This is a genomic window from Corynebacterium oculi, assembly GCF_001412105.1.
Taxonomy (GTDB): domain Bacteria; phylum Actinomycetota; class Actinomycetes; order Mycobacteriales; family Mycobacteriaceae; genus Corynebacterium; species Corynebacterium oculi.
On sequence record NZ_LKST01000001.1, the window covers coordinates 333545 to 358891 of the forward strand.

The 25347-nt window shown below is 66.6% G+C and carries 21 protein-coding genes; 16 read left to right on the forward strand and 5 right to left on the reverse strand.

What is annotated here, in order from left to right; all coding sequences use genetic code 11:
* Positions 1-15: 15 nt before the first annotated feature.
* Entirely contained in the window at positions 16-1233 is a 1218-nt protein-coding gene (locus tag Cocul_RS01610; RefSeq protein ID WP_160318479.1) for a glycosyltransferase 87 family protein, read from the reverse strand.
* A 147-nt stretch (positions 1234-1380) separates the two neighbouring features.
* Between Cocul_RS01610 and Cocul_RS01615 the strand changes: the two genes are divergently transcribed.
* Entirely contained in the window at positions 1381-1896 is a 516-nt protein-coding gene (locus Cocul_RS01615) for a polyadenylate-specific 3'-exoribonuclease AS (protein ID WP_055121567.1), read from the forward strand.
* An 81-nt stretch (positions 1897-1977) separates the two neighbouring features.
* Positions 1978-3366 (forward strand): class II 3-deoxy-7-phosphoheptulonate synthase, encoded by a 1389-nt coding sequence (locus tag Cocul_RS01620; RefSeq protein WP_055121568.1) that lies wholly within the window; start codon positions 1978-1980, stop codon positions 3364-3366.
* A 21-nt stretch (positions 3367-3387) separates the two neighbouring features.
* On the opposite strand, the gene pknB is transcribed toward Cocul_RS01620, so the two are convergent.
* Positions 3388-5583, reverse strand: coding sequence for a Stk1 family PASTA domain-containing Ser/Thr kinase (gene pknB / locus Cocul_RS01625; RefSeq protein ID WP_055121569.1), 2196 nt, complete (start codon positions 5581-5583; stop codon positions 3388-3390).
* Between the two features lie 61 nt (positions 5584-5644).
* On the opposite strand from pknB, the gene Cocul_RS01630 reads away from it, so the two are divergent.
* Complete coding sequence (locus tag Cocul_RS01630) at positions 5645-6013, forward strand: Rv2175c family DNA-binding protein (RefSeq protein ID WP_055121570.1); 369 nt, start codon at positions 5645-5647, stop codon at positions 6011-6013.
* On the opposite strand, the gene Cocul_RS01635 is transcribed toward Cocul_RS01630, so the two are convergent.
* From Cocul_RS01635 to Cocul_RS01645, 3 genes are read right to left on the reverse strand one after another with little or no spacing between them, the layout of a single operon-like run.
* Complete coding sequence (locus Cocul_RS01635; RefSeq protein WP_055121571.1) at positions 5946-7460, reverse strand: alpha-(1->6)-mannopyranosyltransferase A; 1515 nt, start codon at positions 7458-7460, stop codon at positions 5946-5948. The two genes, Cocul_RS01630 and Cocul_RS01635, sit on opposite strands and share 68 nt — an antisense overlap.
* 17 nt (positions 7461-7477) lie before the next feature.
* Positions 7478-8587, reverse strand: a complete 1110-nt coding sequence (locus Cocul_RS01640) for a polyprenyl synthetase family protein (protein WP_425388765.1) — start codon at positions 8585-8587, stop codon at positions 7478-7480.
* 54 nt (positions 8588-8641) lie between these two features.
* Complete coding sequence (locus Cocul_RS01645; RefSeq protein WP_055121572.1) at positions 8642-9310, reverse strand: GNAT family N-acetyltransferase; 669 nt, start codon at positions 9308-9310, stop codon at positions 8642-8644.
* Positions 9311-9511: 201 nt separating this feature from the next.
* On the opposite strand from Cocul_RS01645, the gene Cocul_RS01650 reads away from it, so the two are divergent.
* From Cocul_RS01650 to murC, 13 genes are all read left to right on the forward strand, one after another.
* Complete coding sequence (locus tag Cocul_RS01650) at positions 9512-9964, forward strand: SAV_6107 family HEPN domain-containing protein (RefSeq protein ID WP_055121573.1); 453 nt, start codon at positions 9512-9514, stop codon at positions 9962-9964.
* A 120-nt stretch (positions 9965-10084) separates the two neighbouring features.
* On the forward strand, positions 10085-10477 hold the full coding sequence (locus tag Cocul_RS01655; protein ID WP_055121574.1) for a DUF3040 domain-containing protein: 393 nt from the start codon (positions 10085-10087) through the stop codon (positions 10475-10477).
* 576 nt (positions 10478-11053) lie between these two features.
* A complete protein-coding gene (mraZ, locus tag Cocul_RS01660) occupies positions 11054-11488 on the forward strand; it encodes a division/cell wall cluster transcriptional repressor MraZ (RefSeq protein WP_055121575.1) in 435 nt (144 codons plus the stop codon).
* A 233-nt stretch (positions 11489-11721) separates the two neighbouring features.
* Complete coding sequence (rsmH, locus tag Cocul_RS01665; protein WP_055121576.1) at positions 11722-12777, forward strand: 16S rRNA (cytosine(1402)-N(4))-methyltransferase RsmH; 1056 nt, start codon at positions 11722-11724, stop codon at positions 12775-12777.
* Positions 12774-13505 carry a cell division protein FtsL gene (gene ftsL / locus Cocul_RS01670; RefSeq protein ID WP_069723540.1) on the forward strand — a complete coding sequence of 244 codons (732 nt, stop codon included), beginning with the start codon at positions 12774-12776 and terminating at the stop codon, positions 13503-13505. The genes rsmH and ftsL overlap by 4 nt, the downstream gene beginning before the upstream one ends.
* A gap of 154 nt (positions 13506-13659) precedes the next feature.
* On the forward strand, positions 13660-15522 hold the full coding sequence (locus Cocul_RS01675; protein ID WP_055121578.1) for a peptidoglycan D,D-transpeptidase FtsI family protein: 1863 nt from the start codon (positions 13660-13662) through the stop codon (positions 15520-15522).
* Between the two features lie 53 nt (positions 15523-15575).
* Entirely contained in the window at positions 15576-17102 is a 1527-nt protein-coding gene (locus Cocul_RS01680; protein WP_055121579.1) for a UDP-N-acetylmuramoyl-L-alanyl-D-glutamate--2,6-diaminopimelate ligase, read from the forward strand.
* A gap of 2 nt (positions 17103-17104) precedes the next feature.
* Positions 17105-18595 (forward strand): UDP-N-acetylmuramoyl-tripeptide--D-alanyl-D-alanine ligase, encoded by a 1491-nt coding sequence (locus tag Cocul_RS01685; RefSeq protein WP_055121580.1) that lies wholly within the window; start codon positions 17105-17107, stop codon positions 18593-18595.
* 20 nt (positions 18596-18615) lie between these two features.
* Positions 18616-19755 (forward strand): phospho-N-acetylmuramoyl-pentapeptide-transferase, encoded by a 1140-nt coding sequence (gene mraY / locus Cocul_RS01690; RefSeq protein WP_055121581.1) that lies wholly within the window; start codon positions 18616-18618, stop codon positions 19753-19755.
* Positions 19752-21185, forward strand: a complete 1434-nt coding sequence (gene murD, locus Cocul_RS01695) for a UDP-N-acetylmuramoyl-L-alanine--D-glutamate ligase (protein ID WP_425388760.1) — start codon at positions 19752-19754, stop codon at positions 21183-21185. The genes mraY and murD overlap by 4 nt, the downstream gene beginning before the upstream one ends.
* 16 nt (positions 21186-21201) lie before the next feature.
* Positions 21202-22773 (forward strand): FtsW/RodA/SpoVE family cell cycle protein, encoded by a 1572-nt coding sequence (locus tag Cocul_RS01700; protein WP_055121582.1) that lies wholly within the window; start codon positions 21202-21204, stop codon positions 22771-22773.
* Positions 22774-22776: 3 nt separating this feature from the next.
* Complete coding sequence (murG, locus tag Cocul_RS01705) at positions 22777-23856, forward strand: undecaprenyldiphospho-muramoylpentapeptide beta-N-acetylglucosaminyltransferase (protein WP_055121583.1); 1080 nt, start codon at positions 22777-22779, stop codon at positions 23854-23856.
* 48 nt (positions 23857-23904) lie between these two features.
* Complete coding sequence (murC, locus tag Cocul_RS01710; RefSeq protein WP_055121584.1) at positions 23905-25347, forward strand: UDP-N-acetylmuramate--L-alanine ligase; 1443 nt, start codon at positions 23905-23907, stop codon at positions 25345-25347.

Consider the following 25347-nt stretch of genomic DNA (forward strand, 5'->3'; position numbering starts at 1 on the left):
TCAGCGTTTTATGCTTCAGCGCTGCTGAATCGGGGCCTGCGCGGGGGCGAAGTGCCGGGGGAAGATCGCCGCGTAGCCGAGGAGAAGAAGCGCGAGCACCAGGTAGGCGTTTCCCAGGGGGAGCGCCCATAGCGGCCAGTCGAGCTCGCGGCCGTCGTTCGTGGGCAACAACCAGTGCGGGGCGGCGAGGATAGCGGCAGCGATGGCGACGGCGAGCGCTCCCAGGGCACGGTGGGTGCGGGCGGCGGCCCCGGTGACGATGAGCGCGGGAATCAGCCACACCCAGTGGTGCGTCCAGGAGATCGGGGAGCAGATCAGCGCGATGAGGGAGTTCACCACGAGCGCCGCCGGTACCGCGCCGACATGAAGCAGCCGGTGCATCGCCCATGTCACGAGTGCGACGCAGAGAATGCTGCCGACAACCCACACGACGGAAAGAACCTCGGGTGGCACCTCCATGCGGTACAAGAAACCCTGGAGCGACTGATTGGAGGCGTAAAAGGGAGAGCCGATGCGCCCGGTATTGGAGAGCGTGTCGAGCCAATACACGCGGGAATTATGCGGGCTGATGAGCGCGGCGAGGGCGGTAAAGCCAAGGCCGGAACCCACGGCCCACCCCGCCGCCCGCCAATCCCGCTTGACCAGGAAATACAGGCCGAATACCGCCGGGGTGAGTTTGATCGCGGCGGCTAGTCCCACCAGGACGCCCCGGGGGAGGGGCAGGCGCCTGCCCAAAATATCCGTGCACACGATGGCCATGAGGATCACGTTGATCTGGCCAAAAAGGAGGGTTTCGCGCACCGGCTCGGAAAGGAGCACGAGGGGAAGAACACAGGCGGCCCAGGCCGGGGCGGAAAGCCGTGGCGCGCACCAGCGCAGGGTGAGCACCATAACCCACCAGATGCAGGCGGCATTGATGATAAAGAGAAGCACCGCCCCGAGTGCCGAGGGCAGCCAGGCCAGCGGCGCGAACAGCAGGGCAGCAAAGGGGGGATAGGTAAACGGCAGGGTGACAATGCCCATGTCATAGTCCCGCTCATAGATGGATTCCCCGTGGAGGAATGCCTGCGTGCCGGCGCGGTACACCTCGAAGTCGAGGAAGTACCGCAGGTGAAATGCGCCTTGGAAAAGGGTCAAGGCGGTGACCAGGAGGAGCAGGGCCGCCCCGGTGTACTGAGCCCACCTCGGAGGTGCAATCAACCTGGGCGCTGCCTGTGTTTTATCATCGAGCACCTGCGTATTATAGGCACAGCGAGTAGCGGGAAGGGCCGCCATGATGAGGGCGAGGTTCTTTGGGCAAGGCGTGCGCGCTACCCTCGGGGAGAGAGGAAAATCCTTGCAGGACAATACACCTGGACGGAAAGGGAATGAGGGCCGCCCGTGCGGTATTTCTATGACACCGAGTTTGTGGAGGATGGCCGCACGATAGAACTCGTGTCCATCGGCATCGTGTCCGAGGACGGGCGGGAGTATTATGCGGTGTCCACGGACTTTGACGAGCGGCGCGCAAACCCCTGGGTACGGGAGAACGTGCTCAGTAAACTTCCCAGCCCCCATGCTCGGGAATGGAAGCCGCAGCAGGAGATCCGGCAGGAGGTATATGAGTTCCTCACCTCCGGGGCGGGGCGCCCGGAACTATGGGCGTGGGTGGGAGCCTATGACCACGTGGTACTGGCCCAACTCTGGGGGGACATGGCTGGGCTGCCCAGGGAGATTCCGCGCTATACCCGGGAGCTAAAGCAGCTGTGGGAGATGGCGGGCCGCCCGGAGTTGCCGGCACCCCCGACCAATGCTCACGACGCCTTGGCGGACGCCCGATATAACGTGGTGAAATTCCGGGTGTGCCAGGAGCGGCTTTTCCTGGGCGAGGATAATCGGGTGCGCGGCGTGAGCTGAGCCCGGCGGGCCGGAGGCCGTAGCGGGGGTGCGGTGAACAAATAGCCGCATGGTTGTGGGCTTCTTGATTACACTGGGAGTGTGAGTTGGACCGTAGATATTCCCAAAGAAGCCCTGCCTGATCTTCCCCCGCTGCCGGACGGCATTCAAGAGGTGTTTGAGGACGTGATCGCGCGTCCCGCTCATCAGCAACCCACCTGGGATCGCGTGAGCGCCGATAACGTGCGTAAACTCCTGGAATCCGTGCCCCCGGTGGTGGTGGCCCCCGAGGTGCGCGAGCTTAAGCAGCAGCTTGCCGACGTCGCCCTGGGCAAAGCATTCCTCCTCCAGGGGGGAGACTGCGCGGAAACCTTCGAATCGAATAACGAGCCGCATATCCGCGCCAACATTAAGACCCTCCTGCAAATGGCGGTGGTGCTGACCTACGGCGCCTCTACCCCCGTGGTGAAGCTGGCCCGCATCGCGGGGCAGTACGCCAAGCCGCGTTCGGCCGACCGGGACGATAACGGCTTGCTGAATTACCGAGGGGACATCGTCAACGGCGTGGAGCCCACGGAAAAGGCCCGCGAGCACGATCCCGCCCGCATGATCCGCGCCTACGCGAACTCCTCCGCCGCCATGAACCTAGTGCGCGCCCTGACCTCCTCGGGGACCGCCGACTTGCACCGCGTGACCCAGTGGAACCGGGACTTCGTGGCCACCTCGGCGGCGGGGGCCCGCTACGAGGCCCTGGCCAAGGAGATAGAGCGCGGCCTGAAGTTCATGGAGGCCTGCCAGGTGCGCGACGACTCCCTCAGCAGCGCCACGGTGTACTGCTCTCACGAGGCCCTCCTGGCCGATTACGAGCGCGGCATGCTGCGCCTGGCCAAGGACGAGAGCGATACCACCCGGCTTTACGACCTTTCCGCCCACCAGCTGTGGATCGGGGAGCGCACCCGTGGCATTGATGATTTCCACATCAACTTCGCCGCGATGATCGCTAACCCGGTGGGCTTGAAGATCGGCCCCTCGGTGACCCCGGAGGAGGCCGTGGCCTACGCCGCGAAACTTGACCCGGAGCGCGAGCCGGGCCGCCTGACCTTTGTCTCCCGCATGGGTTACGGCAAGGTACGCGAGGTGCTTCCCGGCGTGGTGCGCGCCGTGGAGAACGCCGGGCACAAGGTGGTATGGCAGTGCGACCCCATGCACGGCAATACCTTTACCGCCTCCAACGGGTACAAAACCCGCCACTTCGACAAGATTATTGACGAGGTGCAGGGCTTCTTCGAGGTACACCGCGCCCTGGGCACGCACCCCGGCGGCTTGCACATCGAACTCACCGGGGAGGACGTCACCGAGTGCCTGGGTGGTGCTCAGGACATCACGGACGTGGATCTGCCGGGGCGTTATGAGTCCGCCGTAGACCCGCGCCTGAACACCCAGCAATCGCTGGAACTGGCGTTCCTCGTGGCGGAGATGCTGCGCCGCTAGAGGCCAAGCGGGTGGTGGCCCCTAACCCAGGGCGGTGACCACCACCGGGGAATCCAGGGAGAGCGCCTTGCCGGGGAGGGGGGACTGGGTGATGATCCGGGCTTGCCCGGAGGTGGAGTTCCCGGCATCCAGGGTGAGGCCCTGCTTGCGGGCGATCCGCTCCGCCTCGGAGACGGTTTTGCCTAGGAGCAGCGGCGCGTGCACCCGCCCGGGGAGAACCAGGTCCACGGCGGTGGCATCGGGATCCACGCGGGTTCCGGCCTCCGGGGTGCTGCTTTCCACCTCGCCGTAGGAGCCGGTGACATCGGGATCGGTGGTGATCTCCCCGAGGGTGAGTCCCTCCTCCGCCAGGCGGGCGGCGGCCTCATCGGTATCCATTCCCGAGAGGTCCGGCACCGTGCGCGCGGAGGATAACGTGAGGCGCACGCCATCTCCACGGGCGGCCTCGGACCCGCTGTCCGGCACCGTCGCGCTGACTTCTCCGTAGTCACGGCGGGAATCAAAGGCCCACTCCACCGCGCTGACTTTCAAGCCCGCTTTATCCAGGGCCTTTCGGGCTTCCTTTTCCTCCATGCCTCGAAGATCGGGGATTTGCACGGGAGCCGGCCCCTTGCTGAGCGTCAGGCTCACGGTGGAGTCCGTGGGCACGGATTCCCCGGCCTCGGGGGAGGTGGACAGCACGCCGCCGGCGGGAACATCATCGGAGTATTCCCGTCCCGCCACGCGGGAGGAGAGGGTGCGGTCGCTCAGAAGCTGCTCGTAGCGCTGTGCATCGGCGCCGTCGGGAACGGTGGGCACCGTGGGCCTGCCCTGGGAGACCAGAACCGTCACCTCCGATCCCCGTACCGCGCGCTCCCCGGAGGGATCGGTGTCGATAATTTCGCCCCGGGCCACATCGTCGTCGTAGACTTCGCGTGCCGTGGCCTCGAATCCGGCCTCCTGCACGGCGGCCAGCGCGTAGGCCCTATCCGTGCCGATGACCTCGGGAATCTCGCCGTAGCGGCCGGAGCCGAGCCACCACCCGCCCAGGGCCACGGCCCCGATGAGCACGGCAACGGCGATGAGCCAGGCCGCAAGCCTTACCGAGGAACGGTTGGTGTAGGTCCGGGGCGATGAGGCCGGGCGGGGTGCGGGGGTGGGGGCCTCAGCGGGAGAGGAGATCGCGTCCGGGGGTTGGGGCGCCTCGGCGGGTAACAGGGCGGTGTGATCTGTGGCGTCCCCCGGGGGCGGGGTGGCGGCGGAAACCGTGAGCGCGGTTGGGCTCTGGGGCGGGGCGATCACCCCCGTGGCCATCATCTCCGTGGGCAGTGAGCTGGTGTCCGTGGGAATCTCCGCTGCGCGGTGCGCGGCGGAGTTACGTGGTAGAGGCACCGTGAAGGCAGGCAGGTGCAGCCCCCGAATGATCTGCTCGGTGGCGTTTAAGAACGCCGGGGCGTCTGCGTAGCGGTGGGCGTGCTCGCGCCGGGTGGCCCGGGCCACCAGGGCGTCGATCTCCGGGGGAATCCCCTCGATCACCTCGGAGGGAGGGGGGACGTCGCGGTCGAGGCGCTGATAGGCGCATTCAAGATCGGTGCCGCCGTGGAAGGGGGTTTCCCCGGTGAGAAGCTCGAATAGGACGATGCCCGCCGAATACACGTCGCTGGCCGGGCCCAGTTCCGAGCCGCGCACCTGCTCCGGGGAGAGATAGGCGGCCGTGCCCACGATATGCGTGGTGGTGTGTTGCTCGGAGTCCGTGGCGCGCACGAGGCCAAAGTCCGCCAACTTCACGGCGTGATCGGCGCTGATGAGCACGTTATCCGGTTTAATATCGCGGTGAATCAGGCCTCCGCGATGAGCCTCGGCCAGGCCGGTGAGCACGGCGCGCATGACGGACAGCGCGGCATGGGGCGGCATGGGGCCGCGCTCGGCCACCAGCTCCCGCAGCGTTCCGCCGGTGATGAGTTCCATGACTAAAAAGACGTGGTTGCCATCGGAACCGAAGTCATAGACCCCCACGATATGCGGGTGGTTGATCTTGGCCATCGCGCGCGCCTCGCGGCGGAAGCGCTGACGAAAGACGGGATCGTCTACGTAGCGATCGTCCATAACCTTTACCGCCACGGCTCGGCCCAGGCGGAGATCCACGCAGCGATAGACCGTGGACATGCCGCCGCGAGCGATCGGGTGATCTATCTGGTATCTGCCCTCAAGGACGTCTCCCACCTGAAGTTGAGCCATGGCCCCAGTATGGCCGAAGGCACAGGGGGAGTGGTAGCCACATCGTCTAAACTCAGGTGCCGTGAGTGTTCAAGCTGTGTCTTCTGCCGTCCTCCCCGCGCCCGAGCCCCTGTTGACCCTGGAGGAGGCCTCCGAGCGCCTGGGAATCCTGGTCACCCGCGTGATCGACATGATCCGGGATCACAAGATCATCGCCATCACGCACGAGGGCGTGCGCATGATTCCCGAGATTTTCCTGGGGGACAAGGGAACGGTACAGCGTTTTGTGCCCGGCGCGATCGCGCTGCTTTCCGACGGCGGCTACAGCGACGAAGAGATCATCCGCTACCTGTTTACGGAGGACGATTCCCTCCCGGGCAGGCCTATCGACGCCCTGCACGGGCATCTGGCCCGGGAAGTGATGCGGCGGGCGCAGGCGATGGCGTTGTAGGGGCCGTGGAGCGAAACAACCAGGAGGTCAACGCCCAGGCGATCATCACGGAGGCCAGCATCCACAGGGGGTTGTACAACTGGTGATTGCCCGAGCCGGTGAAGGCCAGGGTGACCACGATGGAGGCCGCCGTGGCCCAGGGCAGCACCCAGCGCGGCACGGGAGTGACGGCCACCAGGGAGAGAAGGCTGGCGTAGTACCAGGGCAGGGTGACCGAGTTCAACGCGAAGGCCACGCAGTACGCCACCGCGATGCCGCGCACCGCCTGGGACGCGGTGGAACGGAAGAACCACCACGCCGCCACGAGTCCCAGCCCCATGAGCGCCGTGGAAACCTGGCGCAGGAACCCCAGGGGGACGTTGAAGGTGAGGGAGGCGTCGAAAAGCAGAAGAAAATCCGTGGCCACCCCGGCGAGGAGGGAGGGAAGGGCCAGGGGATTAATCACCTTGGAGTTGCCGGATATTTCCGCCAGCCAGCCCCAGGAGGAGCGCGAGGCCCAGGTGATGGCGGCCACCACGCCGAGGGTAAGAAGCGCGCCCGCCGTCCCGAGCCCGAGGAAAGCGGCGCAGCGCTTCAGCACGGGGGTCTGCGCGGTGGTGTAATGGCGCAGGGCCATCCACACCACGAAGGGCAGGGCGAAGGCCGCCGTGGCCTTGAGGGCCACCGCCACCGCGATGAGGATGATCGCCCCGACGTAGCGGTGGCGCGCGGCGCACACGAGGCCGAGGCTCACGAGCCCGACCATGATGGACTCGTTATGCATGCCGCCCACCAGGTGCAGGATCGTCACCGGATTGGCGGCGCCTATCCATAGGGCCGTGGCGGGCGGGGCGGAGAAGGCCCGGGCCAACCGGGGAATCGCCCAGACGATGGCGCTGAACCCGGCGATGGACAGCAATTTATAAAGGATGATGCCCACGGTGATGTTATCCCCCACGAGCCGGGTGATCCCCTCGCCGAGCCACAGGTGGAGCGGGCCGTAAGGCGTGGTGGTATTGCGCCAATCGTGCGAAACCTCTAGGAGCATGGGGCCTGGATTGATAGCGGCACCCTGGGTATAGGGATCAAAGCCATCGCGGAGCATGGCGCCCTGCATGAGGTAGGAGTACACGTCCCGGGACAGGATGGGGGCGGCAAATATCAGGGGAATGACCCAGGCGATCAGGCTCCGGCGTACCTCGTCAAGCCGTGCGGCCGAGGCGGAGGGAGAAGCGGCGGAAAGAACCCGCCTGCCCAGGAGCACCCACGCCGCGATGAGGAGCACGATCCCCGCCCACAGGAGGGTATTGGCCAGGCCCGCGCCGTGCCCGTAGGCAAAGAAATCGAGCCCCAGCGCGTGCAAGACCCCGCCGCGATTGCGGGTGGCCCCGGCGCCGAAAGAGCCGATGGCGATGAGCGCGGTGCCCAGCGCTCCTACGGGGAGCGGGCGGAGAGAGAACGCGGACATACCTGCTGACCTGCGCTTTACTTTCGGCGCGCCGTGGAACGAATGGCTAGACCATTGAGCGCGGTGCGCACCTCGGGGGAGATCTCCTCTACCTCCAGATGCGCCACCCCGGAGGCCACCAGCGAGGCGATGCGGCGCTCCACCTCGTCTTGGGCGCCAGAGGCGGCGATGATCTCCGTGAGGCGGGCCAGCTGGCGCTCATCAAGCGGGGAGCCGACGCCGCGGCGCAACTCCTCCGCGGCGGCCGGGTCCTGCCGATCCGTCGCGGCAAGAGCGAGGGCCAGGAGCACCGTGCGCTTGCCCTCACGCAGATCGTCGCCGGCGGGCTTCCCGGTTACCTCGGGATCACCAAACACCCCCAGCACGTCATCGCGGAGCTGGAACGCGATCCCTACGTCGTGCCCATAGCGCCGGAAAGCCCGAATCACCTCCGGGGAGGCCCCGCCGATAGCGGCACCGAGATGCAGGGGGCGTTCGATGGTGTAGGCGGCCGTCTTGAAGCGATTGACCGCCTCCGCCAACGCGATGTCCTCGCTGGCGGTGGCCTCCACCGTGATGTCGAGCAACTGTCCGCCGATGACCTCCGTGCGCATCGCGCGCCACGGCTCGCGCGCTCGGGTCATGGCGGCCTCGGACAGCCCGGCGTCGTGAAGCATGTCATCTGCCCAGGACAGGGCGAGATCGCCGACGAGGGTAGCCACGGATCGGCCGAAGTGGGCGCTCTCGCCCCGCCAGGCGGACGCGCGATGGTGGCGTTCCATGCGGCGATGCACGGTGGGGGCGCCGCGCCGGGTATCGGAGGCGTCAATGATGTCATCGTGAATGAGCGCGCACGCCTGGATCAATTCCAGGGCGCTGATCGCCTGAAGAACGGCTTGAGGATCCTCCGCCCCGCTGCCCGTTTCCACTGGGTTGTGTGCACCCAGGAAACCCGCCCAGCCGTAGAGGGGGCGGATGCGCTTGCCGCCGCCCAGGACGAAGTCCCGCAGGCTCTCCGCGGCCTCGGTAACCGGCGCGCCAATGGCCTTGATCTCGGGGAGGCGGGAATCGAGGTAGGCGGTGAGAATCTCCTGGGTTGCGGCGGGAATATCGCGGAGGGAAACCAAGCGAGCGTCATGAGCCACGATGGGGGACAGTCCTTTCAAGGAAGGGCAGGGCGCGGGGTAATACACACACGATACCTAGCCGGTGGGACTTTCCTGCGGGGGCGGGGGCGGGGGAGAGGAGAAAACCAGCGGAAGAGACGCGCCCAGCACGGCAAAGGGGCGAGAATCTCCGGGAAAATAGAAGGAACGGAGCACGTCCCGGAAACCGAAGGAACGATAGAGGTGAAACGCGCGGTTATCCTCCCCTGGAACCTCAGGGGTGGATAGGAGCGCCTCGGGCTCGGAGACGTGCTCAAGGAGGCGGGTGAGAAGCGCGCGTCCCACGCCGCGACCTTGGTGAGCGGGGGCCACGTGTACCTCGGCGACCTCGAAGTAATCGTTCAACACGGAGGCGGGCTCCCGGCGGTAGAGCAGGCCGCGGCGGACGTTGTGATGCCACCAGGTATCCGGGGAACCGCGGAAACCATAGGCGATCCCGGCGAGGATTCCATTTGCGCTTTGCGACGCGCCCCCTGGGCTTGGTGCGCGGGAAGCACCGGGTGGGGTTTGCGGTGAGGGTGGGGGCGGGGTGGAGAACGCGCAGAAGGCGAGGAATCCGGGCATGGTGCTGTCTTGTTTCCACGCTGCGATCCGACTTTCGCGCAGGCGAGCGGGATAGCGCATGGCGCTGAGGTGGATGTCCACCAGGGAGGGCGCGGTGGCGACGAACTCGGGGGCCGTGAGTGCGCGGAGAGACAGGGGCATGCGTCTATGCAACCACGTTGGCTCGTGAGGTGCGTGGGCGGAGGCTGATTGAACGGTGGAAATCGAAAACATGTTCTATGATGGGGGTGTGGTTGTCCTGCGGGGTGTTTAGGGTGAGCGATGTTCTTGAGGTACGGCGCGGTGGAGCGTCAGTGAAGGCGCGCGGCCCGGTGGTGGATGCGGTAAGGAGAGGGGATAGAGATGGCGCAGGTAATTTCTGCCACGGCTTTGGGGGCGTATCGCGGGAGTCATCGCGCCGTGCGCCCCTCCGGGATAGGCCGAGAGGATTTTATCGCCAAGGCGAAGGGCCTGCTGGCCCAGGCGTTAGCGGATCATGACGCCGGGCGATACGGGGAGGCCTTTGAATCTTCCTATCGCTGCGCCCTGCGCGTCGCGGGGGCGGTATTGGCCTCTCACCCCGCTGCCCGCCGCCGACGCGCCGTGGATGGTGCATGGGGCCGCCTGCGTTTGGTGGATGGGCGGGGGGATTATTGGGCGGGGCAGTTCGAGGCCTTTTCCCGGCTGCGCTCCCGGTGGAACTCCGGGCTAGAATCGCGGATAGAAGAGCGTGTGGCGCATCGGCTGATTGATTTGGCATCTGCCTTTCTGGCTGAGGTGGAGGCAGAATCTCCGGTTGTTGCCGCCGCTGCCTAGCCGGCGCCGGGCTGCGGTATCGGCTAGGGCGCCCGGGCTGAGGCGTGGGGAACACAGTGGTGTTCCCCGACGTTGAAAGCATAGTGAGCGGCGAACGGCCAAAATATTATGGGAGGAATCGTGGCGCTATCAGAGCAGGAGCAGCGAGCACTGCGGGAGATTGAGCAGTCTCTCTTGGCGGAAGATCCCGGCTTTGGCTCCTCGGTGACCGGCGGGCGGGGAGCGCTGGGGGCCGCGCCGGGGCGCGTGTTTCGTGGTATCGCCCTGGGCGTGTTGGGTTTGGTCATGCTCATCGGCGGGGTGGCTCTTGCGCAGAACTCCCTGTGGTTCATTGCGCTCAGCGTGGCCGGGTTCCTCTTGATGTTTGGTGCCGGGGTGTGGGTGCTCCGTGGTTCCGGGGCGGCCCTGCCTGGGCGGGGAATGGGAGGGCGCGCCGAGAGCACTGGGAGGCGAGCGGGGGGTTCCACTATGGCGAGCCGGATGGAGGAGGATTTTCGGCGCCGCTTTGAGTAGAGGGCGTGGCGCCAACAAGGCGTCCGGTTGTCGGTGAGACCTCGCTCGCTTCTCTGGTTTTTTGAGGAGTGGGCGTAGGTCTTTTGTCATTTCTTGGGGAGGGCGCCCGGGGTGAAGCGGAGGGGTGAGGTGGGCCCCACTTTCTCCCACCGGGATTTCCGGGAAGGTCGGGGGCGGGCGGCGGTGTGCCGGTGTATTCGGGTCTTGTAGGGGAAAAGGGCAGTTCACTGCCGGAAAAGGCCATGTGGGACTTGGTGGGGTGCGGGGTGTAGTGCTCTCTTGCGTGGCGGCATCGGTGGCAAGGGGGAGATGGTGTCAATGTTTCTAAAGTTGCTCTAGGTTTTAAAGTGGTTATTGATGTTTGGGCTCGTGGGTGGCCCACCCACGAAAAAATAGGGCCATGACCTGTGTTTTCTGGTGTCTTGTGTGGCTAAAGTTGTCTTATGGCTAGTGGTGGTGGGGGGAAGTGGGGTAGAGTGGGGCGCACTGGTTGATGCTGGGGAGTGAACGCCCCGGCACCGGCTAGGGGAAGGGAAGCCGGTCCCGTGGCAGCGAGTGAAGGAAGGTGGTTCCGGGATGTTTCTCGGTACCTATACTCCGAAGCTCGATGACAAGGGGCGTCTCACTCTCCCCGCCAAGTTCCGTGACGAGCTGGTGGGTGGATTGATGGTTACCAAGGGGCAGGATCACAGCCTGGCGGTCTATCCGCGCGAGGAGTTCGCGCAGCGAGCGCGTAAGGCTGCGGCGGTGTCCCGCACTAACCCGGAGGCCCGCGCGTTTATCCGTAACTTAGCGGCGAGCGCCGATGAGCAGCGTCCCGACGGACACGGCAGGATCACGCTCTCTGCGGCGCATCGGAATTACGCGGGGCTCACCAAGGAGTGCGTGGTGATCGGCTCGGTGGACTTCCTGGAGATTTGGGATGCGGAGGCCTGGACTCAGTACCAGCAGGAGACGGAAGAGGCATTTTCCTCGGCGGACGCCAATGAAGTCCTCGGAGGCCTGCTCTAGGGGCTGGTGTTGAGACCACCGCGGCAGAGTGCGCGGAGGACTCTGCCCGGATAGAACGAGCGTTCTGGTGTACTTCCCCGACATCAGAGCCTCGGAACAATCCGGGTGGGGCCCTGCACGCACTTGGCTATTACTCGCGGATACGACCTTGACCAGAACCTCGGCTAGAACACGGTGCAACACTGCGGCACAGCGTGACGCGGCACAAGCAGGAAAGGGGGAGAACGGTGACGATGGAAGAGCACAAGCACGCGGAATACGGCGAGCGCCTTGCAGAAAATCACGGGCACGTTCCTGTGCTGCGCGATCGCGTGACCGCTCTCCTCGCTCCCGCCGTGGAATCGGCGGGTGACCGGGCGGTCATCGTCGATGGCACCCTTGGTGCCGGGGGCCATGCCGAGCATTTCCTGCGGGTATTCCCCCAGGCAGTGCTGATGGGCTTTGACCGCGATCCGGCCTCCTTGGACAACGCCACCCGCAGGATTCACCGGGCAGGCTTAGGGGAGCGGTTTTATCCCGTCCACGCGCGCTATGACCAGGTGAAGGAGGCCCTGGAGCGGGGCGAGGGGGCGATCGTGGAGCGTGCTCGTGCTCATGGGATAGCCGGTGCGCTCTATGACCTCGGGGTTTCCTCCATGCAGTTGGATCAGGTGGAACGAGGCTTTGCCTACCGGGTGGACGCTCCCCTGGACATGCGGATGGATCCTACCTCGGGCCGCACCGCCGCCGACGTGCTTAATACTTACAGCCACGGAGAATTGGCCAAGGTGCTCAAGACCTACGGCGATGAGCGCTTTGCCGGGAAGATCGCCTCCGCCGTGGTGCGAGAGCGGGAAAAAGAGCCGTTTAGCACCTCGGGCCGGTTGGTGGAACTCCTCTATGCGACGATCCCCGCCGCCGCCCGGCGCACAGGCGGGCACCCCGCCAAGCGCACGTTCCAGGCCCTACGCGTGGAGGTCAATGAGGAATTGGCCTCCTTGGCGGCGGCTCTGCCCGCCATCACAAGCAGCCTTGGCAGCGGCGGGCGAGCGGTGTTCATGAGCTATCAATCCCATGAGGATCGCCTGGTCAAACGGCACTTTGCGGAGGTAACTGCCTCCGCCACGCCGCCGGGCCTCCCCGTGGAGCTGCCGGGCACGCAACCGAATTTCCGGTTGATTACCCGGGGCGCGCAAAAGGCCACGGACCGAGAAATCGACGATAACCCCCGCGCCGCCCCGGTGCGGGTACGCGCTATCGAAAGAATACGAACAGACGCCGAGAGCACGATCCCCGGAGGATACCAATGAACTCCCACAGCGAGACGAGCGCTCGTCGTAGCCGAGACATGAGCATGGAGGCCACCGCGCCCGCATCGGCTACCGCGCTTTTGGACCGCGAGGCGCGCTATCACGCCTCCGCGCGTCCGGCCACTGCGGTGCCGCACCGCACCCTGCGCAACCCCGTGCGCCGCGTGGTACCCAAACCCGCCGCGGGACGGCTGGGGTCTCGTCAGGTGGTGTCCGTGCGCGGACGCAGGGTGGCCACGGCACGGCAGTCCTCCAGGCTGACACGCATTAGCCTGGTAGCGATCGTGCTGCTGGTGGGCGGCGTGGCCCTGGCGATGGCTCTTTCGGGCATCTCCACGCAACAAACATTCCGGTTGCAGCAACTCACAGCCCAGGAAAAGCAGCTGGACAACCAGATCGAGACGCTCAACCGCGATGTGGAGACGGTGCGCAGCTCCTCCGAGTTTGTGCGCCACGCCAACGACAATCGGATGGTGGTGCCCCAACAGCCCGGTATCCTGGCCGTGGAAGAAAACGGAGAGGTAACGGAGCGCCGCCCGGCCGAGGGCGAGTCGCGCCCCATCGTCGATGTCAACGGGGCGCCCACGCGCGCCAACGCGGCGTCGAGTAGCCCAGATAAGACCGAGGGCATGGGTGAGAACCTTGAGGCGGTGCCGCAGGGCCAACAAGCCCCGCAGGCAGCGCAACCTCCGGCAGGCGGCCAGGCGCAGCCTCCTTATCTGAATTAACGGCTATGAGCACTAGGGAAGGTGGCATTGGGCAGTGACTCCCCCTCATGATCGCCGCACCCCGGCGACGCCCCGGTACTCCGCCGGGGCGTCGTATCGCCCTGCGCCCCCCGCCGAGCGGACGCGCCCTACGCCGCGGACTCAGCAGCAGGTGATGCGGCGCAGGCTCAGCCTCGTTCTGGCGTTCCTCGTGGTGGTGGTGCTCGTGCTGGCCACCCGCCTGGCCTGGGTGCAGGTGGTGTGGGGCCCAGAGCTTTCGGCCAAGGCAGAGGAACAACGCGCGCGCATTTACGTGGAGCCCGCCCGCCGGGGCGATATTACCGACCGCAACGGCCGGGAAATGTCCTATACCATGCAGGCGCGGTCGCTGACCGTTTCCCCCGATCTTTTGCGCAAGGAACTGCGGGAACAAAAGGAACTGGATCTGCGCATGGAGGGCGCGGCAGTGCCGCAGGACCGTGACGCCTACCTTGATGACCAGGTGGACGCCACCTTAAAGGAGATGGCGGAGCGGATTCCCAGCATGATTAAGGATTCCGGGGCTTCCACCGACGAGGTAGACGCGAAGGAAATCGAGGAGAAGCTGCGGGCCGATAGCCACTATGAGGTGCTGGTGCGCAACGTGGACCCGGACGTGGCGGCCCAGATCGCCGAGACCTTCCACGGCGTTGCCGCCGATCACCAGGACATCCGCCAATACCCCAACGGGGCGGTGGGGGAAAACATCCTGGGTAAGGTATCCATGGACGGCCAGGGACAATTTGGCTTTGAGGCCTCCGGTGACGCCCTCCTATCCGGCATCAACGGGCGGATGACGGAGGACGTCTCCACCGATGGGCAGGTCATTCCGGGCACGCTGCGCGATCAGGTTCCGGCTATCGACGGCAAGGACGTGAGCCTCACCGTGGATCTGGACGCGCAGAATTACCTCCAACAAAAGGTAGAGCAGGCGCGCGCCAACTCCGGGGCGAAGGATGCCGAGGCCGTGGTACTGGACGCGCACACCGGCGAGGTGGTGGCGATGGCCAACACCGGCACCATCGACCCCAACGGGGACATCGAAAAGCAATTAGAACGCGGCAAGGATTTTGACAACCCCGCCATCAGCGCTCCGTATGAGCCGGGCTCCGTGGCCAAGATCATCACCGCCGCAGGCGTGATCGAGGAGGGCCTGACCACCCCGGACGAGGTGTTGCAGGTACCCGGGGCGATCAGCATGTCCGGGGTGACGGTCAACGATGCCTGGGAACACGGCACCGCGCCGTACACCACCACGGGCATCTTTGGAAAGTCCTCCAACGTGGGTACCCTCATGCTCGCCCAGCGGCTGGGAGAGGAAAAGTACGCGCAGTACCTGGAAAAGTTTGGCATCGGGCAAACCACGGGCGTGGAACTGCCCAACGAGTCCGCCGGCCTGCTGCCCTCTCCCGAGCAGTGGTCCGGCGGCACCTTTGCCAACCTGCCCATCGGGCAGGGCATGTCCTGGACCACCCTCCAGATGGCGAGCGTGTATCAGGCGCTGGCCAACGGCGGTGAGCGCGTGGAGCCCAGGATCATCAAGTCCGTGACCAACCCCGACGGCACCGAGGAGGAATTGCCCGCTCCCAAGCGCACCCAGGTGGTGCGCCCGGAGACGGCCCGCACGGTGGTGGATATGTTCCGGGCGGTTACCCAATCCGATCCCACCGGCGTGCAATCGGGCACCGGGCCGGGCGGTGCTATCGAGGGCTACCAGACCTCCGGCAAGACCGGCACCGCGCAACAGGTGGACCCCAACACGGGGGCGTATTCTATGAGCGACTTTTGGATTACCTTTGCGGGCATGGCCCCGGCGGATAATCCCCGTTACGTTATTGCCGTGATGTTGGATGACCCCGATCGTGGCGTGGAACCGGGCGGCCAGGGAGGACAATCGGCGGCCCCGGTGTTCCGGGATGTGGCCTCCTGGCTGCTGGACCGGGATAACGTGCCCACCTCGGCCCCGATGGAGGGGTTGCTGACCCTTCAAGCGGGATAGACCTTTGGGATAGACCTTGTGTGTTGTGAAAACGAGAATGACGGAGAGGAAAAATGACAGCAACGCTTGCTGAGGTTGTGCGCGTGACCAAGGGACGGGTTGCGCTGGGCCAGGCAGACGACTCCCAGATATTTGCCTCGATGAGCCTGGATTCCGCCGCGGTGGAACCGGGTGGCCTCTTTGCCGCCCTGCCGGGAACGCGGGTACACGGCGCCTCCTTTGCGGATAAGACGCAGGCGGGGGCGATCCTCACCGACGAGCACGGAGTGGGCATCCTGAAAGAGGCGGGAGAGACGCGGCCGGTGATCGAGGTGGCCGACGTCCGCGATGTGCTCGGCGATGCCGCCGCCGAGGTATATGACCACCCGAGCCACAGGCTCACCGTCTTGGGGATCACGGGAACCTCGGGAAAGACCACCACGAGCTACCTGGTGGAGGCCGGATTGCTGGCGGCCGGGCACTCGGTGGGGCTGATCGGCACCACCGGCACCCGCATCAACGGCCAGCCGGTGCCGACCTCCCTGACCACCCCGGAGGCCCCCACGCTCCAGGCGCTTTTTGCCCGCATGGTGGCGGAAGGCGTCACGCACGTGGTGATGGAGGTATCCAGCCACGCCCTGGCCCTGCGCCGCGTGCAGGGAACGCGGTTTGCCGTGGGGGCCTTTAGCAACCTCTCCCAGGATCACCTGGATTTCCACCCCACCATGCAGGATTACTTTGACACCAAGGCGCTCTTTTTCCGTGAGGGCTCCGCCCTGCGGGCGGAGAAGGCCGTGGTGTGCGTGGACGATGACTGGGGCCAGCGCATGGCGGCATTGGCGGGGGAGCGCCCGCTGACGGTATCCACCCGAGGCCGCCAGGCGCTGGTGCAGGCGCACGACGTGGAGGCGGACGCCCAGGGAATCCAGACCTTCCGCCTCGACGTGGAGGGCACCCAACTGGAGGTCACGCTGCCGCTTCCGGGCCGCTTCAACGTGGCCAACGCCGCCGTGGCGGTGGCGATCGCGCATGCCGCCGGGGTGGACGTGGAGGTGTTTACCCGGGCGCTGGCCGAGGTGGCGGTGCCTGGGCGCATGGAGCGCGTGGACGCGGGGCAGGAATACATCGCCGTGGTGGACTACGCGCATAAGCCCGCCGCGATCGCGGAGGTGCTCGACACCCTGCGCGGACAGGTGGCTGGTCGCCTTGGCATCGCGGTGGGGGCGGGCGGCAACCGCGATCACTCCAAGCGCCCGATCATGGGGACGGAGGCGGCGCGGCGCGCGGACTTCGTGGTGATTACGGACGATAATCCCCGCGACGAGGAGCCCGCGCCGATTCGCGCCGCCGTGGTAGAAGGCGCCCGGCAGGCCGCTCAGGGCCGCGAGCCGCACCCGGAGATCGTGGAGATGGGGGATCGTCGGGAAGCCATCGCCGCGCTGGTGGCGTGGGCCCGGCCCGGCGACGCCATCGTGGTGGCGGGTAAGGGCCATGAAAACGGCCAACTGATCCGGGGAGTGAACCACCCCTTTGATGACCGCGAAGAATTGCGCCGCGCCGTGGAAAAGCGCGCCGCGGCCGACTCGGGTACGGAAAGGTAAGTATGATACCGCTTTCACTCGCGCAGATAGCCGATATCGTCGGCGGTGAATTACATGATGTTCCCGATCCCGAGGCCCTGGTGACGGGCTTTGTGGAGTTCGATTCCCGCAAGGTCACCCCCGGCGGCCTCTTTATCGCCCTGCCCGGTGCCCGCGTGGATGGCCATGACTTCGCTGCTACGGCGGTGTCCGCTGGCGCGGTCGCCGTGCTGGCCGCGCGCCCGGTGGACGCGCCCGCGATCGTCGTCAAGCCCCGGGGCAAGGCGAGCAGCAACGCGGAACTATTTAGCCACGACGAGGACGGCTCCGCCGCCGCCGTGGTGGAAGCGCTCTCTGCCCTGGCCCGCGCTGTGGTAGGGGAACTGAGCCGGGAGCACGGGCTGCGAGTGATCGGCGTGACGGGTTCGGCGGGCAAGACCTCCACCAAGGACCTGATCGCCTCGGTGCTGCGCCAGATCGGCCCCACGGTGGCACCCCCCGGTTCCTTTAATAACGAGATCGGGCACCCCTACACGGCACTGCGGTGCGAGCCGGATACGAGGTTCCTGGTGGCGGAGATGAGCGCGCGCGGGCTGGGGCACATCGCCCACCTGGCGCGGATCGCCCCGCCGCTGATGGGCGTGGAACTCAACGTGGGCAGCGCCCACCTGGGGGAGTTTGGCTCCCGGGAGAACATCGCGCAGGCCAAGGCGGAGTTGGTGGAGGCGTTGCCCGGTGAGGGCGTGGCGATCCTCAACGCCGATGACGATTACGTGGCCTCGATGGCGCGGCGCACCCAGGCGCGCGTGCTCACCTTCTCCGCGGAAGGGAAACCGGACGCGGATCTCCGGGCCACGCAGATCGACCTCGACGACGTGGCTCGCGCCTCCTTCACCCTGACTCACCGGGGAGACAACGTGCGGGTGAACCTCCAGGTCTTTGGCGCGCACCAGGTTTCCAACGCCCTGGCCGCCGCGGCGGTGGGACTGGAAAACGGGCTGAGCCTGGAGCAGATTTCCGCCGGGCTTTCCAGCCACGTGACGGCCTCCGCGCACCGCATGGACGTACACACCCGGGCCGATGGGGTGACCATCATCAACGATGCCTATAATGCCAATCCTGACTCCATGCGCGCGGGCATCGCGGCGTTGGCCTACACGGCCTCGGCCCGCACGCAGGCGCGCTCCGTGGCGGTGCTGGGCGAGATGAGCGAACTCGGCGCCGAGGCGGTGGCCGCCCACCGGGAGCTCGGCAGGGAGGTGGCGCGCTACCACATCGCAGATTTGGTGATGGTGGGAACGAGCCAGGCCTGCCGGGCGACGGCCGAGGCGGCAGCGGAGGGCGGCGTGCGCACGCGCATGGTGGATACTATCGACGCCGCCGTGGCCGAGCTGGAGGGCCGCCTGGGCCCCGGCGATGCCGTGCTGGTCAAGGCCTCCAACTCCCAGGGGCTCTGGCGAGTAGCCGAGCGCCTGATGAGCGCGCACGATAACCCCCGAGATATTTCTAGGTAAGAGCAGGCGAAGGAATCCCCGTGACCCACATCATCATCGCAGGAATCGTTAGTTTCCTCGTCTCCATCGTGACCACACCCGTCCTCATCAAGCGATTCAGCAGCGAGGGGTTGGGCCAGGAGATCCGGGAGGACGGCCCCAAGTCCCACCTGCGCAAGCGCGGCACCCCCACGATGGGCGGCATCGCGATCATCGCGGGCATCGTGGCTGGCTACGCCGTCACCGGCCTCTACGCCCTGGCGACGGATACCGGCTCGGGGGGCTTTACCGCCTCCGGCCTCCTGGTTCTGGGCCTGACCCTGGGCCTGGGTGGCCTGGGCTTTGCCGATGATTCCATCAAGCTCTTCAAGTCCCGCAACCTGGGCCTGAACAAGACCGCCAAGCTGGTGGGGCAACTCGTGCTGGGCATCGCCTTTGCCGTTTTGCTCTTGCAATTCCCGGACGATAAGGGCATTACGCCCGGTTCCACCAACCTCTCCTTCATCCGCGATATTCCCACGGTGGATCTGGCCCTGGGCGGGGGGATCGGCCTGCTCTTTTTCATCGGCTTCATGGTGATCCTGATTAGCGCCTGGTCTAATGCGGTGAATCTCACCGACGGCCTGGACGGCCTGGCGGCGGGTACCACCTCCCTCGTGATGGGCGGGTACATGGTGCTCACCTTCTGGCAGTACCGTAACTCCTGCTCCGAGCAGGTGGGTCCCGGCTGCTATTCGGTGCGCGATCCGCTGGATCTCGCGGTGATCGCCGCGGCGGCCCTGGGCGCGTGCCTGGGGTTCCTGTGGTGGAACGCGGCCCCCGCCAAGATCTTCATGGGCGATACGGGCTCCCTGGCCCTGGGCGGGCTGGTGGCCGGCCTGTCCGTGGTCTCGCACACGGAACTGCTGATGATTATCTTTGGCATCCTCTTTGTGATGGAGGTTTCCTCCGTGGTGATCCAGGTGGCGGTGTTCAAGTCCACCGGCAAGCGCTTCTTCCGCATGGCCCCCATTCACCACCACTTTGAAAACGGTGGCTGGGCGGAGACCACCGTGGTGATCCGCTTCTGGATCCTCGCGGCCCTGGCCGTGGCCGTGGGCATGGCGTTGTTCTACGGCGAGTGGGTGGGGGCTGCGGATGAATACACCGTGGTAGCACTCGCGGAGAGGATGGGGGCGTGAGCGAGGTGAATAATACGGTGCGGCGAGACAACATTCCCGCGGATCTCCGCGGCCCCGCCCTGATCGCGGGCGCCGGGGTATCCGGCCGGGCCACCGCGCGCATGTGTGAGGCGATCGGCGTGGAATACACCCTGGTGGACGAGAACGCCCAGGATGCCCTGGACATGGCCACGGCTCTGGCGCGCCTGGAGCATTATGCCCTGGTGGTTACCTCGCCGGGGTGGCGGCCGGAGACGGAGCTTTTTGAGCGGGCGCGCCTGCGGGGAATCCCGGTGCTGGGCGACGTGGAATTGGCCTGGAGGCTTGACGCGGCAGAGGTATTCGGGCCGCGCCGCACGTGGTTGGTGGTCACGGGCACAAACGGAAAAACCACCACCACCGCCATGCTGGCGGCCATGATGCAGCGGGGGGGCTTCCGGGCGCAGGCCGTGGGCAACATCGGGACCGCGGTGGGCGAGGCCCTGTGCCACGGCCAGGTCACCGAAGAGGGAAGCGCCCGCGTGGACGTCATGGTGGCGGAACTATCGAGCTTCCAGCTGTACTGGTCGCAGCGGCTTGTCCCGGACGCTGGCGTGCTGCTCAACCTGGCGGAAGATCACCTGGACTGGCACGGCTCCTACGCGGCCTATGCCAAGGCCAAGGCCAAGGCCCTGAGCGGCCCCGTGGCGGTGGCCGGGGTGGATAGCGCCGAGGTACGTGCCCTGATCCAGGCCGAGGGGTTGGAGGAAAAGATCATCCCCTTTACCTTGGGGGAGCCGGAGCCGGGTGCGTTGGGCGTCGTCGAGGGCTACCTGGTGGACGCGACGCGGGCGGCGCTGGCCCCCGCCGAGGGCATCGAACCCGCGGGCCCGGCCGGTGTGCTCGACGCCCTGGCGGCGGCGGCCGTGGCGCGGAGCCAGGGCGTGAGCCCCGAGGCGATCGCCGAGGCCCTGCGGGATTTCCATGTGGCCGGGCATCGCGGGCACGTGGTCAGCGAGTGCGGCGGCGTGCGCTGGGTGGATAATTCCAAGGCCACGAATCCCCACGCCGCCGAGGCGGCGCTGGCGGCCGAGGAATCCGTGGTGTGGGTGGCCGGGGGCCAACTTAAGGGCGCGGATGTCACCAATCTTGTGCAAGAACACGGGTTTCGCCTGCGCGCCGCGATCCTCCTGGGGCAGGATCGCCTGCTCATCGAGGAGGCGCTGCGGGCCCATGCCCCCGAGGTGGCGATCTATAGCGTGGCGGAACGCGACCCACGCGAGGCCATGATGGAGGTGGGCGAGATCGCGCAGCGGGTGGCGCGGCCGGGAGATACGGTGCTGCTGGCCCCGGCGGCGGCGTCGTTAGACATGTACACGGGCATGGGGCAGCGCGGCGACATGTTCGCGGCGGCAGCGCTGCGGGCGGCGGCGCGTGCCCCCCAGGCAGAACCGGAACCACCGTCGAGGTAGGACAGGGAGAACCCACATGAGCACCATCACCGCACCGACGGCCCCCACCGAGCCGCCCTCACGGATCGCCCAGGCCATTCGCCGTCTCAATCGCGCGATGGACGGGCAGCCCGGGTTGGACTACCTGATGCTGCGCATCACGGTTTTTCTGCTCACCGGCATTGGCCTGGTGATGGTGATGTCCTCCTCGATGACCTGGTCGATCATCGAGGGAGCCACGGTGTGGAGCACGGCGCTGCGTCAGGGCAGCATGGTGGCGGCGGGCCTGGTGATGTTTTGGCTCTGCCTGAAGATCCCGCCGCAGACGGTGCGCAAGTGGTCCGGTGGGATCCTGCTGGTGGCCGTGGTGCTGCTGGTGATGGTGCTGATCCCCGGCATCGGTACGGGCCGCGAGGAGGTGGGCTCGCAGTCCTGGATCGTGCTGGGGCCGCTGCGCTTGCAGCCCTCGGAGTTTGCCAAGGTGGCCATCGCCATTTTTGGCTCGCATTTCTTGGCCAATCGTAGGGTGGAAAGCTCGGGCTTGCGCAGCCCCTATACCGTTTTTACGGGTATCGCCATCGTGCTCATGCTGTTGATTATGGCGGAGGGCGATCTGGGCATGGCCATCTCCTTCGCCATCGTGGTGTTGTTTGTGCTGCTCTTTGCGGGGGTCTCGCACCGGTGGATCGTGGCGGCCTTGGCTTTTGGCTTCCTCGGCATGGCCGCGGTGCTGGCGGTGGGTGGTTTCCGCTCGAATCGTTTCCACGTGTATTTTGACGCGCTCTTTGGGCATTTTGATGACACGCGCGGCACGGCCTTCCAGTCCTACCAGGGCTTTTTGTCCCTGGCCGATGGCTCCGTGGGCGGGGTGGGGTTGGGGCAGTCCCGCGCCAAGTGGTTTTATCTGCCCGAGGCGCGCAATGACTTCATCTTTGCCATCATCGGTGAGGAACTGGGACTGTGGGGCGGGGTGGTGGTGATCGCGCTCTTTGGCATCCTGGGATTCTTTGGTTTCCGCACGGCGCTGCGGGCGCGGGATAATTATCAGTCGCTCCTCGCGGCCACGCTGACGGCGGGCATCGTTTCCCAGGCGTTTATCAATATCGGTTACGTGGTGGGTCTGCTCCCGGTCACGGGCATCCAGCTGCCCATGATCTCCGCCGGTGGTACCTCCGCGATTATCACGCTGACCTCGATGGGCCTTCTGGCCAACGTGGCCCGGCACGAGCCGGAGGCGGTGTCGGCCGTGAAATCCTATGGCCGCCCCATGTTTGATCGCCTGCTTTTCATCGCGGAGCCGGACTCTCCCGATGCGGAGGCGCACCCGGAGAACGGGCGACGCCCCCAGGGGCTGCGCCGGGGGCGCGGGGAGGAAGATCGGCAGGCCCGATTCGGGCAGCCGGTGACGGGGCGGCCGCGCCGCCCGGCCCAGACGCCGCGTGGGGTGGCTCACGCCGCGCGCGGCGGGGCCGGATCGGGTGCCCCTGTGGATTCGCCCCGCTCGCACCGGGATTACGATAGTGTTCCTACGCGCAATCCTCGGCCCCGAGGATCTGCTTCCGGGGGCCAGAGGGCACCCCGGCAGCCACGAACAAGGAGAAGCAAGTAAGACATGGCGCACCAATCTCAGAGCCCGTCCATCGTGGTCGCCGGCGGCGGCACGGCGGGGCACATCGAACCGGCCTTGGCGGTGGCCGAGGCTCTGCGGGATCGACACGGCATGACGGTGACGGCGCTGGGAACCGAGCGCGGCCTGGAAAAAGATTTGGTGCCGGCGCGGGGCTTTCACCTCAAGATGATCCCGCCGGTGCCCGTGCCACGCAAACTCAATGCTGATTTGCTGCGCCTCCCGCTGCGGGTGCGCGGTGCCGTGCGGGAGACCAAGAAGGTTCTGCGGGAGGTCTCTGCAGATGCCCTGGTGGGCTTCGGCGGCTACGTGGCGGCCCCGGCCTATCTGGCGGCGGCGGGCCTGGGCCTGCCCTTTTACGTGCACGAGGCCAACGCCAAGGCCGGCTTGGCCAATAAGCTGGGGGTGTGGCTGGGGGGCACTGGCTTTAATGCGGTGTCCGGCTCCGGCATGAAGGGCGATGTGGTGGGTATTCCCATTCGGTCCTCGCTGTCCAATGACCGCGAGGGCGCCGCCGCCGAGCGCGGCCGCGCCGCGTGGGGCCTTGACGTGGATCGCTCCACGGTGCTGGTCACGGGAGGTTCCCAGGGCGCGGTGAGCCTGAACAAGGCCTTGGCGGGGGCGCTCGATGAGATCACGGGGGCGGGGATTCAGGTGCTGCACGCCTATGGCAAGAAGAATGCGGCCCCGCAGGCCCGCGAGCATTACGTGCCCCTGCCCTTCATCACGGATATGGCGGCCGCCTATGCCGTGGCCGACCTGATCGTGTGCCGCTCCGGGGCCATGACAGTGGCGGAGGTCACGGCGGCGCACCTCCCGGCGATTTATGTGCCGCTGCCGCACGGCAACGGGGAGCAGGGGCTCAACGCCAAGGACGTGATTAAAGCCGGGGCTGCCCGCACCGTCGCGGATTCCGATCTTGATGCCGGGCGCCTTGCCGCCGAGGTCTTGAGCGTTTTGTCCAACCCGCACGAACACCAGAAGATGCGCCGCGCCGCCGCCGCCCGGGCGAGCAATAATGCCGCCGAGGTCATCGCGGATCGCGTGGCGGCGGCGCTGGCCTGAGCTCCCTGAGCCCCATTTCCATGAGAAACCACTGTGAAAGGACACCCCATGACCTCCCCTGAAACCAGCCCGACCCCCTCCCTGGAGCGGGTGCACCTCGTGGGCATCGGGGGTGCGGGTATGTCCGGGCTCGCGCGGATTCTGTTGGATCGGGGAATGACGGTCACGGGTTCCGATGTGTCCGATTCCGCCGTGGTGGAATCCCTGCGGGGGGCCGGGGCCATCATCGCGGTGGGCCACGCGGAGGAAAACCTCACCTTGTCCGGGCAGCTGCCCACCGCCGTGGTGACGTCCTTTGCGGCGATCCCCAAGGATAACCCGGAGCTGGTGGCGGCCCGCGCCCACGGCATCGAGGTGATCCGCCGATCCGATCTCTTGGCCCTGCTGATGGAGGGACTCCAGCAGGTGCTCATCGCCGGGACGCACGGTAAGACCTCCACCACGTCGATGACGGTGGTGGCCATGCGGGAGGCGGGCCTGGATCCCAGCTACGCGATCGGCGGGCAGCTCAACCGCGATGGCCTGGGTGCTCATCACGGCGCCGGCATGGCCTTTGTAGCCGAGGCGGACGAGTCCGATGCCTCCCTGCTGCGCTATCGCCCCCAGGTGGCGGTGGTGACCAATGTGGAGCCGGATCACCTGGATTACTTTGGCAGCGCCGAGGCGTACTTTCAGGTATTCGAGGACTTCGCTTCCAGAATCACCTCCGATGGGCACCTGGTGGTGTGCGTGGAGGACGATCACGCGGTGGGGGTGGCGCTGCGCGCCCAGGAGCGCGGGGTGAGCGTGCGTGGCTATGGCACGGCCGAGGCCGCGCGCCGCCACCCGGAGATCGCCATGCTCGCCACCATCACCGGCATGGAGACCACGGCCGCTGGAACACGGGTGGCCGTGCACCTGGACGGCGCGGAGGTGCGGATCAACCTGGGGATTCCCGGACGCCACATGGCGCTCAACGCCACGGCGGCGCTCAGCGCGGGATACCTCGCCGGGGGCGAGCCGGAGGCCCTGGCCGAGGGGGTATCGAGCTTTGACGGCGTGCGGCGTCGCTTCGAGCGCAAGGGTGAAGCCGGCGGGGTGGAGGTGTACGACGATTACGCCCACCACCCCACGGAGGTGACGGCCGTGCTCAACGCGGCGGGCGCGGCGCAGGAGGCCGCCGGGCGCGGCGGGCGCGTGGGGGTGGTGTTTCAACCACACCTGTATTCGCGTACCGCGGAGTTTGCCCAGGAGTTTGCCCAGGCGCTGAATCTGGCGGATCACGTGGTGCTCCTGGATATCTTTGGTGCTCGTGAGCAGCCCCGCGAGGGCGTGGATTCCGGGTTGATCGCGCGGGGCATGGCCCCGGGCGTGGCGGTGCGGGAAGAGGACTTTGATGCTGCCCCCGCTCGGATCGCGCGGTGGGCGCGGCCGGGTGACATGGTGTTGACGATGGGGGCAGGATCGGTCACGCGCCTGGGGCCGAGGGTCCTTGAGGAACTGGGACGCTGA

Coding starts and splice junctions, on each gene's coding strand:
- pknB (WP_055121569.1), bottom strand. CDS start 5,583: ATGGCTCAACTTCAGGTGGGAGACGTCCTTGAGGGCAGATACCAGATA.
- Cocul_RS01635 (WP_055121571.1), bottom strand. CDS start 7,460: ATGTCCGCGTTCTCTCTCCGCCCGCTCCCCGTAGGAGCGCTGGGCACC.
- Cocul_RS01645 (WP_055121572.1), bottom strand. CDS start 9,310: ATGCCCCTGTCTCTCCGCGCACTCACGGCCCCCGAGTTCGTCGCCACC.
- Cocul_RS01650 (WP_055121573.1), top strand. CDS start 9,512: ATGGCGCAGGTAATTTCTGCCACGGCTTTGGGGGCGTATCGCGGGAGT.
- mraZ (WP_055121575.1), top strand. CDS start 11,054: ATGTTTCTCGGTACCTATACTCCGAAGCTCGATGACAAGGGGCGTCTC.
- rsmH (WP_055121576.1), top strand. CDS start 11,722: ATGGAAGAGCACAAGCACGCGGAATACGGCGAGCGCCTTGCAGAAAAT.
- ftsL (WP_069723540.1), top strand. CDS start 12,774: ATGAACTCCCACAGCGAGACGAGCGCTCGTCGTAGCCGAGACATGAGC.
- Cocul_RS01675 (WP_055121578.1), top strand. CDS start 13,660: ATGCGGCGCAGGCTCAGCCTCGTTCTGGCGTTCCTCGTGGTGGTGGTG.
- Cocul_RS01680 (WP_055121579.1), top strand. CDS start 15,576: ATGACAGCAACGCTTGCTGAGGTTGTGCGCGTGACCAAGGGACGGGTT.
- Cocul_RS01685 (WP_055121580.1), top strand. CDS start 17,105: ATGATACCGCTTTCACTCGCGCAGATAGCCGATATCGTCGGCGGTGAA.
- Cocul_RS01700 (WP_055121582.1), top strand. CDS start 21,202: ATGAGCACCATCACCGCACCGACGGCCCCCACCGAGCCGCCCTCACGG.
- murG (WP_055121583.1), top strand. CDS start 22,777: ATGGCGCACCAATCTCAGAGCCCGTCCATCGTGGTCGCCGGCGGCGGC.
- murC (WP_055121584.1), top strand. CDS start 23,905: ATGACCTCCCCTGAAACCAGCCCGACCCCCTCCCTGGAGCGGGTGCAC.